General features: G+C 39.0%; 14 protein-coding genes. 6 read left to right on the forward strand and 8 right to left on the reverse strand.

The window, feature by feature from the left end:
- Positions 1–595 precede the first annotated feature (595 nt).
- The 3 genes from ABE099_RS11430 to ABE099_RS11440 form a co-directional block, all read right to left on the reverse strand.
- Complete coding sequence (locus ABE099_RS11430; protein WP_430030599.1) at positions 596–1,078, reverse strand: hypothetical protein; 483 nt, start codon at positions 1,076–1,078, stop codon at positions 596–598.
- 264 nt (positions 1,079–1,342) lie between these two features.
- Entirely contained in the window at positions 1,343–1,528 is a 186-nt protein-coding gene (locus ABE099_RS11435) for a hypothetical protein (RefSeq protein ID WP_430030602.1), read from the reverse strand.
- A complete protein-coding gene (locus ABE099_RS11440) occupies positions 1,518–1,643 on the reverse strand; it encodes a hypothetical protein (RefSeq protein ID WP_430030606.1) in 126 nt (41 codons plus the stop codon). The genes ABE099_RS11435 and ABE099_RS11440 overlap by 11 nt, the downstream gene beginning before the upstream one ends.
- 357 nt (positions 1,644–2,000) lie before the next feature.
- Between ABE099_RS11440 and ABE099_RS11445 the strand changes: the two genes are divergently transcribed.
- Both ABE099_RS11445 and ABE099_RS11450 read left to right on the forward strand, forming a co-directional pair.
- Positions 2,001–3,737, forward strand: a complete 1,737-nt coding sequence (locus ABE099_RS11445) for an S-layer homology domain-containing protein (protein ID WP_430030609.1) — start codon at positions 2,001–2,003, stop codon at positions 3,735–3,737.
- Between the two features lie 177 nt (positions 3,738–3,914).
- Positions 3,915–5,087, forward strand: coding sequence for an ROK family protein (locus ABE099_RS11450; protein ID WP_430030612.1), 1,173 nt, complete (start codon positions 3,915–3,917; stop codon positions 5,085–5,087).
- Here ABE099_RS11450 and ABE099_RS11455 read toward each other — a convergent pair.
- From ABE099_RS11455 to ABE099_RS11465, 3 genes are all read right to left on the reverse strand, one after another.
- Positions 5,084–6,001 (reverse strand): nucleoside hydrolase, encoded by a 918-nt coding sequence (locus ABE099_RS11455; protein ID WP_430030614.1) that lies wholly within the window; start codon positions 5,999–6,001, stop codon positions 5,084–5,086. The genes ABE099_RS11450 and ABE099_RS11455 overlap by 4 nt on opposite strands.
- Before the next feature lie 14 nt (positions 6,002–6,015).
- Positions 6,016–7,890 (reverse strand): putative bifunctional diguanylate cyclase/phosphodiesterase, encoded by a 1,875-nt coding sequence (locus tag ABE099_RS11460; RefSeq protein ID WP_430030616.1) that lies wholly within the window; start codon positions 7,888–7,890, stop codon positions 6,016–6,018.
- Between the two features lie 158 nt (positions 7,891–8,048).
- Entirely contained in the window at positions 8,049–8,813 is a 765-nt protein-coding gene (locus ABE099_RS11465) for a formate/nitrite transporter family protein (RefSeq protein ID WP_430030619.1), read from the reverse strand.
- A 201-nt stretch (positions 8,814–9,014) separates the two neighbouring features.
- On the opposite strand from ABE099_RS11465, the gene ABE099_RS11470 reads away from it, so the two are divergent.
- Positions 9,015–9,176 (forward strand): hypothetical protein, encoded by a 162-nt coding sequence (locus tag ABE099_RS11470; protein ID WP_210089659.1) that lies wholly within the window; start codon positions 9,015–9,017, stop codon positions 9,174–9,176.
- A 116-nt stretch (positions 9,177–9,292) separates the two neighbouring features.
- On the opposite strand, the gene ABE099_RS11475 is transcribed toward ABE099_RS11470, so the two are convergent.
- Positions 9,293–10,777, reverse strand: coding sequence for a glutamate synthase subunit beta (locus ABE099_RS11475; protein ID WP_430030622.1), 1,485 nt, complete (start codon positions 10,775–10,777; stop codon positions 9,293–9,295).
- 384 nt (positions 10,778–11,161) lie between these two features.
- Between ABE099_RS11475 and ABE099_RS11480 the strand changes: the two genes are divergently transcribed.
- Both ABE099_RS11480 and ABE099_RS11485 read left to right on the forward strand, forming a co-directional pair.
- Entirely contained in the window at positions 11,162–12,889 is a 1,728-nt protein-coding gene (locus ABE099_RS11480; protein ID WP_430030625.1) for a putative bifunctional diguanylate cyclase/phosphodiesterase, read from the forward strand.
- 135 nt (positions 12,890–13,024) lie between these two features.
- Positions 13,025–14,584: an N-acetylmuramoyl-L-alanine amidase gene (locus tag ABE099_RS11485; RefSeq protein WP_430030628.1), complete on the forward strand. Its 1,560-nt coding sequence runs from the start codon at positions 13,025–13,027 to the stop codon at positions 14,582–14,584.
- A gap of 234 nt (positions 14,585–14,818) precedes the next feature.
- Here the strand turns inward: ABE099_RS11485 and ABE099_RS11490 are convergent, their stop codons facing one another.
- Positions 14,819–17,944, reverse strand: a complete 3,126-nt coding sequence (locus ABE099_RS11490) for a stalk domain-containing protein (protein WP_430030631.1) — start codon at positions 17,942–17,944, stop codon at positions 14,819–14,821.
- A gap of 341 nt (positions 17,945–18,285) precedes the next feature.
- Here ABE099_RS11490 and ABE099_RS11495 point away from each other — a divergent pair, with 341 nt between their 5' ends.
- On the forward strand, positions 18,286–18,696 hold the full coding sequence (locus ABE099_RS11495) for a hypothetical protein (protein ID WP_430030634.1): 411 nt from the start codon (positions 18,286–18,288) through the stop codon (positions 18,694–18,696).
- Positions 18,697–18,741: the final 45 nt, after the last annotated feature.

Here is an 18,741-nt window from a genome sequence, read left to right on the forward strand (position 1 = left end):
TACTTGACAGGGAGCACTTCATCTCCGCCTGTGAGGGTCACTTCTTCATTAACTGATAATTCTTGGAGGGGTAATCCCACTCAAGTTGTTTGTACTGAGGACGGTCGGGCGGATCGTCCTTATTTCTATTCTTATCTTAACATAAAAAACATAAAACATGTAAGAAAAAATGTGGGATAGCTATCTTACATTTTATTTTTCTAGTGCCTGTAAGGCATCGTTAATTTGGGCTAGTTGTTTTTTAAAGTCCACCAATTCATTTTTAAAAACAGTCTACTTCATTTTCAAACTTTCGAGTGAAATTGGCTATAACTTCCCCCTGTACTGATAATTTTAGGTGTCATTTCCAGGCTTAGATCAAGTGCTATCCTACTACTATGTTAACTTCTTGGTCTCATTCCGTAAGGAAATTTCCTAGCATAAAAATTACTCCGTTAGGCGCTACGTGTGTTACTTATAATTTTTGCCTGTAATTGTTTTAAACTCAGCAGGAGTTATTGGATAAAAGTGACATGCATCTCATTTCTTCTTCCCAAACAAAATAGCCCTCTATCAGCTAGAGGGCATAACCATCTTTTATGAAGTTCTTATATCTTTACAGACTTCCAAAATCAAAAAAGTTAAATTTATATTGCTGCATACCATATAAATTTGGAGCATCTATAACCATATAAATAGTCGCCCCTGGAGGTACTGCTACATTATTCATAATATGACTAGAACTTATTCCTGATGTATCTGCATACATCAGAGTAGAAAGATACCGGTTGTTATATTCATATTGAATCCCTAATCTATTGGGAGTACTTCTATCATCACTTAGGCATTCAATTCTAACGAATCTCGTTTTATCAGTGGTATTCGTCCACTTAAACCAGTCTTGATCACTATTGGACTGCAAAAATAGAGAATATTCAGCCCTATTACTACCATTCTGGAAAAATAATGAAATGGCATCATTCCTTGTGTCACCTACCCCTACTGCTGTAGGTGTTATCTCCCTAGCAAATACCGATGTTGACAGAGTAAGTAGTAACATTGAAGTCAAAAGAACTGTAAGTAACTTTTTAAGCTTCATTTTCTCCCATCCTTCTATCAAATTTAGAATCGGCCGATTCGACTCTATTATACATCTTTCTACCAATTATTTAAAATAGTAGTTTATATTTAGGTATTTTGGATTAAACAAATATTAAAATACATCTTTAGGCACTATTGGGATATTTACCTTTACTTACTTGAAATGCATCCGGCGTGAAAAGTGACATATTGTGCTATTTACAGACGCACTGTTATTATTCGAATAAACCACACTTGATTTTGAACTTGTTCAATAATAGATTTACTGTCGTGACGTAACCTCCTGTAGTAAAAAGCCCAATCCAATTGGGCGAGATGAACAGGTACTGGCTAAATTGTAAGCTCCCTCTCTTTCAGCAATTCCACTGTATTTTCCTTTTTTCAGCAAGCCCGGAATATTCGTTTCGTCAATATCAGAAGCCCATACCCCGTTTATCTCACAGCCCAATCAATCTTTTTGTACCACCGCCTACAACGACTAGTCCTCCAGCTGTACTTTCTCTTGAAGCATATAGCAGTTCTGCGTTAGCAGAATCATTCACCTCTACCGCGCCAAAGAACAAATCAATATTGACATGTTGTACAGTGATGTCTTTTGACTACTCTCGTTTTGTAAAGCTCATTACTTAAGGCTCTATCTTGAAAATCAATACTTGACCGCTAACCCACACTAGCGAAGAGACAGAGAGATTCTGAAGAATGTCTCTTAAAATCAAATTCCACCAATAAAATTACTTCAATATAAGGAATCTGATTTTAACAACAATCGCAAGAACTCTCTGGAACGTAGCTACCATCCTCCAGTCGTTGGCAAGTATTAATTTCTAAATAGAGCCTGACTTAAAATCACTTTTTCATTTTACAAAATTTCCAATGTATCTTACACTAAACACAGCCCAAGGCAGTATTAACCACAAAAAATGGAGGCGTTTACGATACATAAACTTACCACTCGATTGATTGCAATCATCACTTCTCTTTTAATAATTGTTCCTTTAGTCTCTACAACTGTTAGCGCTAATGAAGCAGGCACGCTGAAAAAGGTGTGGTCAAACGGTCCTGATTCCATTCCGAACACCCGCACCGGAGGCATCGCTTCTAATGGTGAATTTGTTTTCTTTTTCCCCTACGGTGACCTTGTAGGTTACAAATCAGTAGATGGGGTAAACTGGGAAACTGTAGAGACGCAGCTTCAAACAGCAGATGGTACCCTATATGATGGGGTTAGTGATGTGAAGCAATTGTTGTGGGATGGCAAGCAGTTTGTAGCGATTACGTCTTACAACGTGTTGACCTCAACGGATGCGACTGTCTGGAAAATACACCCTATCCCTCATCCGAATCCTGCCAAGGAATATGATTTACAGGATATTGTGTATACAGGTAAGCAATATGTTCTAGTTGCCCAAGATCGTAGCAAAAATGCAAGTGGCTTTTCTACCCCTGGTCCAAATACTTTTTTAGTGTCTAAGGATCTAAATATATTTACCGCTGCAAAAAAGCAAAATATTGAAAAATCGATTAGTGGCGAGCGGCCTGTTGAATTTCTTGCAACCAATGGGACTACCATTTATGGCGGAGGTAATACTTCTGTTGTGTCAACGGACGGTGGACTAAGCTGGAAGGGATTGTCTAGTGGACACTCGCCTTATAGCGGATATGGCGCGATTTGGGATGGCAAGCAGTTCGTCCATGCAATAGACAATCTCATTTTCACGTCAAAAGATGGCATCAAATGGACAAGTAGTAAAATCAGCATTGCGGGTAATAAAGCCGAAATTAAAGTAGATAACATCGCTTACAACGGCTCAGAATATATCGCTACAGGCTACAATTATAATAATAACAAGACATTTACCGTGTACACCTCTCCTGATTTGAAGAAATGGAGTAAGATATCAGTAGCCACTACGAATACGAATGTCATTCAGATTAAGCCATTTAGAAATGGATTTATTTTACTCGGCACAGAGGCGTGGTTATATCAAAATGATAGTGTCAATATTGCAAGCAGTTGGGCGCAAAAGGAAGTAAGCCAAGCCAAGGAGCATCAGTTAGTAGGCGACAGCTTAATAGGTCTATATCGTAAAAATATTACACGTGCAGAGTTTGCAGAAATTAGTGTACGACTCTATGAGCAGCTAACACTTACTCAGCAAGACCTGCAAGGCAATACGAGCAACACGAAGGCTGATGACACCGCACACAGCACAATTGACAATGAAGATAAGGAAAGAAAAGAGGTAGGCTCTGAGAATACAGAAGATCGTATTGAAATGACTATCCTGCCTTCTCCTTTTAGTGATATAAACAACCAATATGTAACCAAAGCGTTTCATTTAGGTATTGTTGCTGGTAATGGAAGTAAGCTTTTTAACCCAGAGCAATCTCTACAACGTCAAGACATGGCAATAATGCTGAATAATGTGTTAAAGGTGGCTAAGTTGACGTTACCTGATCAAGCGTCTCAATGGCAAAAGCAATACAAGGATTTAGACACAATCTCAGGTTATGCGACAGAAGCCTTAAAGAGTTTTAATGCGACTGGCATCATCCAAGGAATTGGCGAGCAAATCCAACCTAAGCAATCTACAACAAGAGAGCAAGCGATTGTAATTGCCGAAAGAATTTATCAGCTTTTAAACAGTAGTATATAAACAGTTTGTTCATCAATAGCTCCACCATTCAGACACATATGGGAATTGATTTCGTTTACACTAAACGGGGTCAATTCCTAGCTTTTTATCACCCTAACAACAAATTAGCAGTAAACGAAGTACATACAGTGTGCTATGATAGCAAGCATGAAAGTGAAAAGAATCGGAGGCAGTATTATGAAGATTACGGGAGACCAGCAATTGATCAAAAAAATGAATAAAACGATCGTGCTGGATACAATAAGGCAATGTCAGCCTTTGTCCCGCAGTGACATTTCAAGTACGATTGGGTTAAATAAAGCAACAGTGTCCTCGCTCGTATTAGAGCTTATTCAGAGTCAACTTGTCAATGAGATTGGACCTGGTGCATCAAGTGGAGGACGTAAGCCTACACTACTCCTTTTTAATAGCAATGCAGGGTACGCGATTGGTGTAGATATTCGGATACATCATGTGTATTTTGTGCTTGTAAATTTAGAAGGGGTGGTCATTAAGGACTTAACGATCGCCATTACTTCGATAGAGCCTGATGACATCATTCCTGAAATTGCTAAGCAAATTAAAGCGCTAGGTAACGAAGCCCCTCCTTCCCCTTATGGGGTTATCGGTATTGGGATTGGTGTACCTGGCTTAGTCGATGAGCAACACCATGTTGTATCTACACCCAATTTGGGTTGGGATAACTTTTCTCTAAAAACTTCATTGGAGCAATATATAGATTACCCTGTCTATATCGATAATGAAGCTAATGCAGGGGCGATTGGCGAACGCTTATATGGGGCAGGCAAAGAAAGTGACAACTTAATTTATTTAAGCATTGGGGTAGGGATTGGTGCAGGAATACTCGTAAATGGCTCATTATATCGGGGTACATCTAACTTTTCTGGAGAAGTTGGACATATGACGGTAACCGAAGAAGGCCCGCTTTGTCGCTGTGGCAATCATGGCTGCTGGGAGACGTTAGCTTCAGAAAAAGCATTGCTAGATAAAGCAACGAAACGACTAGGACAATCGGGAATGGAAATTACGATTGATGAGTTGATTGCACTTGCACAAGCAGGTGACAAGGCTGCACTTGAGCTATTTGAAGAGGTAGGAACACACTTAGGTGTAGGTCTTGCCAATTTAGTGAATGTATTAAATCCAGAGTTGATGATTATTGGGGGTCGGCTCTCCTTAGCAGGTAACCTGCTAGAAGAACCGATGTTAAACACGATTGAAAATCGAAGCTTATCGTACCACCGTAAAAAGTCAGCCGTTACTTTTGCCAAGCTTGGACTTCGCTCAACTGCACTTGGTGCGGCATCCATGCCCATCACAGCTTTCCTTAAAGACACGGATAAGCATTAGCTAATACGCTCTAAAAAATGCTGTACAAAAGCAACATGATCGACGGCAACGCAAACCTGAACAGTTGCAGAAGGTGAAGGAACACCGATCGTTTGACCTGTTTTTTCTCCTTCTGTCACGACTGTAATATCCATACGCTCTGTGGTCACAAAGCTAGAATTAATTGCTACGCCAATCGCAAGCGGATCATGCAAAGCACAACCTCCAATACCAGGATACATCTGTTCATAAGCCCCGATATAAAAGTCGGTCATCTTTCCTAGTAGTGCAGTAGCTTGCTCGTCACTTTGTTGCCATTTCTTAATTTCAGCACGTGGAAGCAACGTTTGTAGCGTAACATCAAGTCCAACCAATACTACATTTGCACCCGAGGAAAAAACAAACGCAGCGGCTTCAGGGTCAGCAACGATATTGGCCTCCCCATAAGGTGTCACATTACCAGGTACGTTAACAGCTCCACCCATAATGATAATTTCCTTGATTAAGGGGGCTATCTTAGCGTCTTTTTGAATAGCAAGAGCAATATTTGTTAACGGTCCTACCGCCACAATGGTTATTTCATGGGGTCTTTTATATATTTGCTCGATCAAGTAATCAATAGCGTGCATCTCAGGTACGATACTTTTTATGGGTTGTGACAATTCAACATTACCAATTCCGTTTTGCCCATGTACATGGCGAGAATAACGTGACTTTTCACCACGGACCAAAGTTTCTGCTGCGCCTTGAATCACAGGCACATCAACGCCTAATGCTTCAAGCACAGCTAACGAGTTTCGTGAAGCATCCGCTACAGGAATATTTCCGAAACACGTAGTAACGCCAAGTAAGTCTAATTCTGGTGAATGAACAGCATAAGCAATTGCTAACGCATCATCCACACCTGTATCTACATCTAGTATAATTGGTTTCATCTACATTCCTCCCGCTAAACATCATACACTATTTCTTTCTCTAGTAAATGACTAAGCTCTGTTTCCGTTAGCGGCTTGCTGAGCAGATAACCTTGGATAAGATCACATTTTGCCCGTTTTACATATTCAAGCTGTTCCTGTGTCTCAATCCCCTCTGCAACAACAACTAACCCTAGATTCCGTCCAATTAAAACAATAGATTTAGCTAATGTATGCTGATGATCCACATAGGAACTGGTCACTTGTTCGATAAAGGTTTTGTCAATTTTTAAGGTTGAAATTGGCATCCGCTCTAAATAACTCAGGGAAGAATAACCTGTCCCAAAATCGTCCAAGGCAAAATGAACGCCCCGAGACTTTAACAACTCCAGCTTCCATAAAAGAAGATCAAAGGACTCCATAAAAACAGACTCCGTAATTTCTAGCTCAAGCTGCTGTGCTTGTAGCCCCGTTTCCGCTAAAATCCCCCCAACCATATCAATAAAACCATCATGTAAAACCTGTAGCAATGAAACATTCACAGACATTTTAAGCGAAAGTCCATACAAATCATTTATTTTCTTACCAAATTGACATGCCTCTCTCAGCACCCATTCACCAATTTCGATAATTAAACGACTATCCTCCGCCACTTTGATAAACGTAGCAGGAGACACTGTACCTAACTCTGCACTATGCCAACGAATGAGAGCCTCTACCCCAAGAATTTTCCCTGTTTTTAAGCAAACCTGCGGCTGATAATGGACCGCAAATTCCTGCTTTTTGATCGCTTTACGCAAATGCTTTTCGATCGTGTATCGATCATTAAAAGCCTTTAATAATGCAGGTTCAAAAATAACAAATCGATCCTTCCCCTGCTCCTTGGCTCTATACATAGCTAGCTCCGCATTTTTAAATAATTCCTCTTCTGAATCCCCATTTTCAGGATAAAAGGAAACGCCAATGCTGAGCGTCACGTACACTTCATGCTCCATTACGGCAAAGGGTTGTCTAAAGCCCCACAGCATATGCTCAATCCACTTGACTACCTCACTTTTGGACTGAAATTGGTTCAAAAAGATAATAAATTTATCTCCACCTAAATGAAAGATTTGACCCTTTTGACCAAAGAACTGACTTAATCTTCCCCTAATGAGCTCCATCAATTGGTCACCACAGGCATGGCCTAACGTATCATTAACATACTTAAAATTATCACTGTCGATAAAAAACAGGGCTGCATCACCTTGATCCTGCTCAAGATAGGCTTTAATTTTTTGCAGTAGATAGGGTCGATTAGGGACGGTGTTTAGTTCCTTTAGTTCTTTTACTTCCTTTGGTTCGTTTATATCCAGTGATCTCTTCTCAGTTGATAGCTGGGCGGTAGCACTTACCTCTTTAAAAGCCAGATCCGCCTCTAAATCTATGTCTGTAATATCTAGCCCATACAACGTATAAACTTGTTCAGAGCTGGCATTTTGACTTAGGCTTACTCGAAAGACAAGCTTAGTTGCTTTGCCATCCTTGTTGTTATTAAATGTGATCGAGCTATGCCCCTCTCGATTTGCAGCGATTATCGCGTCTAGCAAATCGATAAACCTGGGATGCTGTTCGTATAGTGAAGGGATGTTGTCATATTTCATCCCTGTCACCCTTTGTTGCTCAATGCCTAACAGTTGAAGCGAATAATCATTTACTTTTAAAATTTGCTTATCCTTATGTACCATCCACATAAATATTTGAGATTGATCTTGCTTATCCTCTGTGGGCTGAGCGCCGGCAAGTCTGTTCGAGGTTGCTATTCTTTTATATGCAATCCAAATGACCGCCATAAAAATAGCAATTCCCACGATTGTTACCGACACTTCCGCCCACGAGGGGATTGCATCCAATATCGTAGTAATCTTCAAGCTGAATCCCTCCCTTCTTGAAATATAAGAACGAGGCAAGCACCATTTTTCTATTAGAAATTGACACTGTTTTACGTTGGATGAATGAGGATGCAATAACTCCCTACTATACTTAATTTTATCATACTAATGAATTCCATTAATTACTTTAATAAAATTTAGCGATTTACATAGTTATACATTACACCCATAAGTACACTACCGCCAATCAAATTCCCAATCGTAACTGGAATTAAATTGTGAAGCACTCCACCCCATGAAATAGCCTCAGAATGTTCTAATACTAGCGCGATTGCAAAGGTACACATATTGGCAATACTGTGCTCATAACCCGAAATAAAGAAGCAAAATACAAACAACATCATCGCAAACATTTTTGCTCCATCGCCCTGCATAAACATCGGCACAAAAAAGGCAAGACACACGAGCCAATTACACAAAATAGCACGGAAGAATAGAGGGAGGATAGGATAGCTCATTTTATGCTCAACAACATCAAGTAAAAACGTATTTACAGAGGCATCTGCAAATAAACCTGTTAAAAAAATTAACAAAGCAAACGCACATGCACCTAAAATGTTACCTAAATAGCTAAAGCCCCACAACTTTATCACTTCACGCCACCGTAGCTTCTTCTTGAGTGCTACATAAGTGTAATAAAACGTGTTACCTGTAAATAAATCACCACCGCCATACGAAATTAAAATAATCGCAGCACCAAATGTAATCGCTGCCATTGGATATGCAAACGGAGATTTTTCCATGTAAAAGAAGTTACCTGTCTTAAATGCCACAATGACCCCAAATCCAATAAACATACTTGCAAGCATTGCTCTTGCTAAATAGTGCAATGGGTTATGCTTAAAAATATTGAATTTTTTCAAAGCTAATTGTTCGACCTTTAACAATGCTTCTGTTTCCATAGAACCTCCTAAAATTTTAAATATCCCCTTCTTTCTATAATATGCTCTTTTTGCTTTTTATACAGTCATGTCAATGTTAGTTATCACAAATATCGGTGTAAGTTTACTTTTTTTTAAGGTTTTTATTTACTTTTTATCTTTTATTGTGCATAATAATATAAAGTTGATAATGATTATCATTATTGAAGGAGAGACGTGCCCATGAGATTATCCACTCGCCAAAAAGCCTATCTACAAATTGATGATTATTTAGATTTGTTGAATTTGGCAACTAGTCTTGGTGATTCTACGTGGCAACAGGAAATTGTTGCTCAATTAGCGCAAATGCAAAACGAATCTGATCAGATTCAATTGAAATCATAGATGCACAAAGTAAAATCCAGCAATCAACAAAAAATAAATGCCCAAAGATAAAAAAGTGATCTCTAAAAATTAGGGATCACTTTTTTATTATATATAATAGTAGCCTTATCTTTTTCTTATTGCCCTAACTGTGAGCTCCCCATCAAATAACAATCGACCTCGTGTGCGACCTGTCTGCCCTCATGAATCGCCCATACGACTAAGCTTTGTCCACGTCGCATATCCCCAGCTACAAATACACTCGGTGCGGAGGTGGTGTAGCTAACCTTATCGCCCTGCCCTTGATGCTGATGTGGTGAGTGTCGTTCGATATTTAACTCAGCAAACATCGTTTCCTCTGGACCAGTGAAACCAAGAGCCAACAATATAAGATCCGCGTCGAGCACTTGCTCGCTGCCTTCCACCTCAGTTGGAAACCTGCTCCCCTGTTGCCACTCAATATGACTTACCTTCACCCCTGTCACTTGTCCCTCAGCATTGCCAATAAATTGTTGTGTTGAGGTTAAGTAATGACGAGGGTCATGTCCATACAGAGTTGTAGCCTCCTGCTGTCCGTAGTCTCGTTTTAATACTTTCGGATACTCAGGCCAAGGATTGTTCGCTTGTCTTGTCTCAGGAAGCTCAGGCATAATCTCTAATTGCTTCACACTGAGACAACCTTGACGAATCGCGGTAGCTACGCAGTCTGTACCTGTATCGCCACCTCCAATGACAACAACATGTTTCCCCTTAGCTGAAATATAATTGTGATCCTCTAGTCTTGAGTCTAGTAAGCTACGTGTAGTTCCTGTTAGAAACTCCATCGCTTGGTGAATCCCCTCTAGCTCTCGACCTTCAACATTTAAATCACGTGCAACTGTAGCTCCCCCACATAACACAACAGCATCATATTGATCACTTAACTGCTGAGTTGAAATATCCTTTCCAACTTCAGTACCTGTAATAAAAGTAATCCCCTCGGCTTCAAGTAAATCTACACGTCTTTGCACAGTTGCTTTATCTAGCTTCATATTAGGAATGCCATACATTAGCAGTCCACCCACTCGATCAGCCCGTTCATATATAGTCACCTGATGTCCTGCCTGATTTAATTGATCCCCACAGGCAAGCCCTGCTGGACCAGAGCCTACGATTGCAATCTTTTTGCCAGTTCTAGCTTCAGGAATTGTAGGTGTAATCCAGCCCTCTGCAAAACCTTTGTCTATGATCGCCTTCTCAATGCTTTTTATCGAGACAGGATTTCCATTCATCCCTACTGTACAGGCACCTTCACATGGTGCAGGGCATACTCGACCTGTAAATTCAGGGAAGTTATTTGTTTTATGCAGTCTTTTTAACGCCTCTTTCCAATTCCCGTGATATACAAGGTCATTCCATTCTGGAATAAGATTATGCACTGGACATCCAGATGCCATGCCTGATATGATTCTGCCGGCATGACAAAAAGGAGTGCCACAATCCATACATCTTGCACCCTGTGTTCTAAGCTGCTCCTCCTGTAGTGGAACTGAAAACTCGGCCCACCCCGTAATTCGCTCTACAACATCTACTTCAGTTGGAACCTGACGATGGTACTCCAAAAAACCTGTTGCTTTTCCCATTTGACGCCTCCCATTCATGAATACGTGTGCTGTACAAGTTAAGAAATGCATAAAATTTTACTAATGTGACTGAAATTAATTTATATTAGCACTTCTTTTTATATTTTTTGAATGAAGAATATCACGTAAAGTATCATTCTTAATGAATAAATATACAAATACGAGCAACCAACAAAGATATTAGTTCTCACACAATCCGCTACAATTCCCGATAATTAAAATATAGACATTTAACGTTTCGTCACTTTGTGACAACTAATTCAGAAACCCATTGATTTCCTAAACCCACCGCATGTATGATGAGAGTATGATTTATATTTTGAAGTGAGCATATAACAATATAGATACATAATTTCGAGTATTCATTTCGAGGAGGCTATTACTGTGGATAAAGATGAAAATAACATCAATGTTGAAGCTATCATTAAATCCTCCGCGTTGTTGCGCTCTATCGATATGATGGGGGTCGGCATGGCCATCACCGATCCTTCTCTTGAGGACAATCCTTTAGTTTATGTAAACCAAGGATTTGAGAAAATTACAGGTTATTCTCGGGAAGAGGTATTACACAAAAACCCCCGTTTCCTACAAGGAGAAGAAACAGACACCGAGCATCTAAAAATTATTAAACGTGCGATCCAAACCGGAAAAGCCGAAACAGCAACAATTAAAAATTATCGAAAAGATGGCACCACCTTCTGGAATCAGTTTATTCTGAGTCCGCTTGTAGAGGATGGCAAACCCATTTATTTTATAGGTCTACAATTTGATGTCACAGGAGAAGTAGAGGAGCGTCAGGCCTCCCACCAGAAAATACAGCAGCTCTCCTATTTTGATTCATTAACTGGACTATTAAATACAAACCGCTTTAAAGAAATTACGAAACGAAGGCTTGAGCAATCAGAAGCAAACCATACAACTGCTGCTATTTTACGCTTTAACATCAATCGTTTTCGTTACATTAATGAAAGCTATGGGGAAAATGCGGGAAATGAGCTTTTATATTTAGTCGCTGAACGGGTACGCACATTATTTCCAGATGATACGCCAATATGTCGCAGCTTTGCAGATGATTTTATGGTATTGATCTCCGATATCGTTAATCCACTACAAATTCATGAGATTGCACACAACCTAAATGAAGCATTAAAAAAACCATATATTTTAAATAATGAAGAACTCACACTTGGGTTTGGCATGGGTGTCAGCTTATTTCCCGATGATAGCAAGGATACGACCTCTTTAATTAAACATGCAGAAATGGCAATGAAGGAAGCGAAGGCAGAGGCAATCAATGGTCCTCATTATTTTGATTATTATTTAATGGATAAGCTGCTAGAACGGATTAATATTGAAAAGAAATTTCCTAAGGCTTTGGCAGAAGAGGAATTCGAATTATATTATCAGCCAAAAATCGATGCAAGTACGATGGAATTAACCGGGTTTGAGGCTTTAATTCGCTGGCAAGATCCTGAGCTTGGCTTAATCCCACCTAACAATTTCATCCCGATTGCGGAGGATACGGGTTTTATCGTCCAGCTTGGTGAGTGGGTGTTATGGGAGGCTTGCCGTACAAATAAAAAATGGCAAGATGCAGGATTACCTAAGCTGTCTGTCTCGGTCAATGTCTCAGCGATCCAATTTAGACATCCACAATTTGTCAATACAGTAAAAAGTGTCCTTGAACAAACCGGACTCGAAGCACAATACTTGGAATTAGAGGTAACCGAGTCTCTTTTGAATACACCACTAATGATCAAAGAAAAGCTAAACTCTTTACAAAGTCAGGGGATTTCCTTATCGATCGATGATTTTGGTACAGGTTACTCTTCCATCTATTATTTGAAGGCTTTTCCCCTCCAAGTACTCAAGATTGATCGGGCATTTGTCCATGGTACACCTAACTCAAGTCGGGATAGCTCTTTATTACTATCTATCATTCAATTAGGTAAATCACTAGGGATGACCGTATTAGCAGAAGGTGTGGAAACGTGCGAGCAGTTTGAATTCCTGAAAAAACATGGCTGTGATCAAATTCAAGGCTATTATTTTAGTAAGCCTTTAAATAGTGAGGCGATGCAAACCTTGCTAGTATCTCGAAAAATATCATAATCAACTATAATTTAGACATAATTCAGACTTTTGGCAACAAAAGGGACTCTATTTTCGTTATTATATTGTAGTATTTTGTAAATTAAAGTTAGTTAAACATCTTCATGAAAAAAGCGGATATTAACGAGGTGTATGATGAAAAAAACGGTATATTTATTGTTATTTAGTTTTCTATTAGTTATGTTATTTCCTTTTGATCACAGTGCAGCCGCAGAAGCACCCACACAAACCAAAATTATATTAGATGGCAAAGAGCTTGCCCTTGCTAAAAATACTGAGGTTGCAAATATTAAAGGTAACGTCATGGTTCCCCTTCGTATTGTCGCAGAAAATTTAAAATACAAGGTGGAATGGCAGCCTAAAACAAAAGGAATTATCATCAAAAATGAAGGAAAAACAATCGCACTTACGGTAAACCAGCAACAAGCAGTTGTAAACAAAAAGGAAGTATTATTAAATGTTGCGCCTATCATTCAAAACCAATCCACTATCGTTCCACTACGCTTTGTAAGTGAGCAAATGGGACTGGATGTAAAATGGGATAATTCCAACAAAATTGTCCATTTGGCACAACCTGAAAAGGAAGCTCCTAGCGATTCAGGCAACAAACCAAGTTCATCGACCTCATCCAATTCTACACAAAATAAGCCACCTGTAACCAAGGTCAACCATATTAAAAAGGTGGAACTGATTCAAAATGAATTACATGTAGCATGGGACGGTGATGTGAAGCCAACAGTATCTAAGATTGGTAATCCAGAGCGAATTATTGTTGATCTTCCTAATACGACTTATTCGGATACGTTTAGTAATGATCATCCACTTGATGCAAGCTTAAAAGGGGCTCTAAATATTACCGATCCTACGACTGTAACTGGCGTGAGATATGCGCTCTTTACACAAAGTCCTGATCAGGTTCGCGTTGTGCTTGATTTAACGGAAGCAACACCTTATACAGTGACACAGGATGCAAAGTCACAGCAATTAATTGTTAAGCTAGATGATTCAAATTTATCACAAGGGTCGAAGCCTAGCACAACTAAGCCTACGGAGCCTACGAATACAGAGCCTACAACACCAACAGTACCTTCAACGGATCCAACACAGACGCCAGTGGTTACTCCAACTACACCTAATTACGGAAACGATGGACGGAATATCGTTGTAATTGATCCAGGTCATGGAGGCAAAGATCCAGGGACATCTGGTATCTCAAACACGCAGGAAAAGGATTTCACATTAGCGGTCGGCTTAAAGGTGCAGGCACTTTTGCTTCAAGAGCCTAACATTGAGCTTTATATGACACGTGTAGATGACACCTATCCAACTCGTCCTGAACGTGTGAAGCTAGCTAATGACCTCCAAGCTGATGTATTTGTATCTATTCATGGTAATAGTGTTCTGGAATCACCAAATGCAAATGGCACAGAAACGTATTGGTATAAACGAGAGAGTAGCAAGCAATTAGCTACTATCCTTCATAAGCATCTATTACAACAAATGGGCTTAAAGGATCGTCGTGTGAAAGAACAAAACTTCGAAGTCATTCGTGAAACAAAAATGGCAGCAAGCTTGGTGGAAGTCGGCTTTTTGAGTAATCTATCCGATGAGAGCTTTATGTTCACAGAGGATGGACAAAATAGAGCAGCACAAGCAATCGTGGACGGCATAAAAGAATATTTAGGGCTATTATAGAGCTACGTCGCAGAGGGTGGTTTCAACCACTAGACTGGTTTTCCACCACCCTCAGCTCCTTCGCTGGGTTTGCTAGTATAAAATAATACTATTTCTAGCTGAGTCTCAAAATCAATTTATAATATACAAATTTAGTTATAAAAAAGGGATTGATCTACTAATCAGTATACACTGATTTTAGACAATCCCTTTTAGGTGTTAACCATATTATAAATATTACTTATTTTATAGTTATTATTGACCTGTCTTTATTTCAACATTAGTCAATTTTGTAAAAGATGATTTAGCAGCACTTGTCGCATTTGAAACAATGTAAAGATCATAGGGTTTAGTAACATCAATAGTTTGTTCATTCATATCTGATGTCAATAATGCAAAATACTTATCCCCATTTAAATTAGCTTGGAAACCCTTTTTAATATTATCAATAGGTAACGTACCACTTGCTGAAGGTAAAGCTACCACAGTAAAAGAATTAATGTTTGAATCATTTGGTGCAGAAAAACTAACATTTAATGAGATTGTTCCTGTTGAATTATCAGCTACAACATTTACTTTTGAAGCATCAACTTGAGCAACCGTTGGTAATTCTTGAACAGGTGGCGCCTTCATAATAATTTGATTGGACGCTCTAGACAAGGCATACTTCCCATCTTTTCCAACCGTTAAGACCCTTATCTCATAAGTCTTGCCACTTACAGCTGAAGCTCCAAATATATCATTTGAATTAACATCACCACTAGTTGTTCCTACAGGAAGTCTTGTATAATTACCAGATGCTACATTAATAGCCTGATCTACTGAATAGTTATAAGAAGATTCTGATGAAGGAATAACCAAAATCCGGTACTCGTTAATATTGGTCTCATTACTTGGTCTAGTAAAGCTCACCTTAATATCCCCAAATGTACCTGTATTTCCACTAATAGATGCGCTTAGGTTGCTTACAGCCTGCACAACGGAGCTATCTGTTAATGTGATCGATGATGAGCCATTAGATAAAACATTATTTACTGATGAATTACTATTGCTCACAGACAAGACAAACACAGTATACGGTACACCTTGTTGAATTCTGTCACCATCTGTATCCCTAGCATCAGAGTTAAGTGTTCCTGAAACTTGAGAACCCGTTTTATAGAATGTTGTATAATATCGATTGCTATTTGCTTGAGTTAAGTTAAATGAATTTGCCTTGCTTGTTTTCACAACATAAACCTGATAGCGACTTAAGTTATTTTCGTTACTGCTTGGTGAGAATCTAACCTGTAAATCACGTCCATCGCTAAAATCGGCTATATCGGCTACTAATAAGTTGGTGACTGCACTTACTGATGCATTGTTACCTAATCTGATGGTAGAAGAAGCATAGGATAACGCATTATCACCACTGCTGTAGCTATTTCTTACGGACATTACATACACTTGATAGTCTACGTTATTTTGAATTAGATTCCCTCTCACATCTCTTGCGCTAGACGACAACACTTGAGTAATGTTAGCGTTCCGTTTACTGATGCTTGTATAGTAGTAACTGCTTAAAGAATTAGCTTGATTTAAATCAAAGTTGCCATAATAGGTCGGAACAACAAATACTCGATATTCGCTAATATTGCTCTCATTATATAGTTTAGTAAAGCTAACCTGTAAATCACGTCCATCCCCATAATCCGCTACATCATTTACATATAAGCCAGAAACACGCTCTACTGCCCCTGCATTTGTATTTAACGTAATGAGACTAGATGCACTAGACAATGTATTAGTTCCATTGTAAGTGCCTGTGCCCACTGCCATCACAAATACACGATAGCTGATATTGTTACGAATGAGGTCACCATCTGTATCCCTAGTGTTATACGACAAGGTTTGAGTAAGGTTATAGTTCGTTTTATTTACTGACGTATAGTTTGCACTAGACACATAATTGGCTTGACTTAAATTAAAGTTGCTTTGCTTGCTATTTTTCACAACAAAGACACGATAACCAGAAATTCTGGACTCATCGGAAACTTTGTTAAAGCTGACACGCAAGTCTCTGCCATCCCCATAGTCACTAATATCCTCTACTTTAGTAATAGCTGGCGCTGTTAATGTACCTTGGTTTAAAACTAAGCTTGAAGAAGGATTAGATAACTTGTGATCCAGCGTATTCGTATTATTACTTACTGACAGCACAAATGCAGTATATGACACACCGTTTTTAATTAAATCGCCAGATGTATCTCTTGCTGAAGAAGAAAGAGTTACTTTAAGTGAAGAACTCGTCGATTTATTTACAGTAGTATAATATTGACTTGAAGCTCCAACCGCTTTTGCAAGTGTAAAGGTGTTACTATCTTTTGTTTTAACAATAAATACACGGTAATTTGCAATATTGCTATCCAATTGAGGACGCGTAAAGCTTACAGATAAATCACGCCCATCACCATAATCACTCACATCACTCATCACGACATTTGTAGCTACACCCACGCTTTGACCGTTTGTCAATGTAACTTGGGAAGAGCGTGCGGACAATACATTGCTAATGTTTCCTTTGCCTACTGCAAGCACATAAGCAACATAGCTTTGACCATTACGAATTAAATCACCATCAACGTCTTTAGCACCAGAGCTTAAAACCGTTGAAGGGTCTGTTCCTGTTGCTAAAATATTTGTATAGTTTCCTGCTGATGTAGCCCGCGTTGCACTTGTAATATTGAAGTTATTTGCTGATGAAGCTTTTACAATGTATACGTTATAGCTTTGTACCAGAGATTCTGTAGTAGATTTCCCAAAGCTTACACGTAAATCTCTGCCATCTCCATAATTAGCTACATCACTCAAAGTAATATTAAGCACTGGATTGATGGTATTGTTGCTTGGTGGTGTATTATTGTTATTTCCCGGATCTTCTGTAGTTAAGATCGTTACGGTACGCGTACTTGTTTGCCAGCTCACGCTTTGTCCTAGTGCCTCACTTACGAAGCGAACAGGCACCATCGTTCTTGCTTTATAACCTAGTGGCGCTACATCAAGACTTACTTTTGTACCATTGATGGTCGCAACTTTGGAGTCTAGATAAAGTATCATTTCAACTCCATCTTTATATGCTGTAATCTTCCGCTGTTTAGGCTCCCATGACACTGAAGCTCCTAGCTGCTCAAAAATAGCACGGAGTGGCAGCATTACTCTTCCTTTAATCATGATTGGATCAACATCTGTTGGTAGTTTGTCTCCATTAATGTTAATTGTAATTGGTATTTGCTTCTTAGGTGCTGCTTCCACTGGTGTCTGAAATAAAACTGGAATGACTAATGATCCTGCCAAAAGCGCAGCATATAGCTTCTTTGCCTTCACCTTATCCGCCCCTCTCATCATATTGGCACTTATTTCCACCTTAATTATAAATTATAATTCCAGAATAGGAACAATAATCTAAAAATAATTTTTGCCTATTCCTTTAACGTTCACAGTTCAGCAAATGTTTCATCAAAAATATAGGATTTATTCATATTTATTTAATGTTCATGAGTTAATGTTAATAACAAGCAAGTTAGATAGCTGGAAGTGGAGTTAAACAAAAGAACAGTGAACCGCTCGATTTTTAAAATACTGAAACTACATATCACTTCAATCGTATCTATAATAGATGTGCTGATTATTTTTAGAACAATCTGTTTAAATACTTAGAAGTGATGAGGAAAGGATTACTTTACATGAATATAAAAAATATTATTATTATGAGTACGATGGCATTGGTAATCAGTTTAAGCTCTGGTGTATCAGGATATCGTGTTAGTGCACAGGTACTTCACCCATACGGACAAGAGGAAAGAAATGTGGATGGCTCTGGCGGTGAGGATCCGTTGCTTGCTTCACTTGGTGTCAAGGATGACAAGCGATTGTACGATCAGCTATTAGAAGGTCAATCGCTTGCAGATATCGCAACTGAAAATCAAGCTTCCATCAATGATGCCCTACAAGTGCAAACCACACAACTACAAAGCCAGATTATTAAGCGCTATCAAGATGGACAAATTAGTCTTGAGCAATTAAAGCTACAGTTACAAGAGGCAGAGGAAATTATCGCAAATAGTGCTTTCACAAGATACAGTATCGGAATTTAGTGTTTCATCATATTTTAAGAACACGACATCTTCCCTATGTTATAG

Source organism: Paenibacillus turicensis (assembly GCF_050461185.1).
Lineage (GTDB): Bacteria > Bacillota > Bacilli > Paenibacillales > Paenibacillaceae > Fontibacillus > Fontibacillus turicensis_A.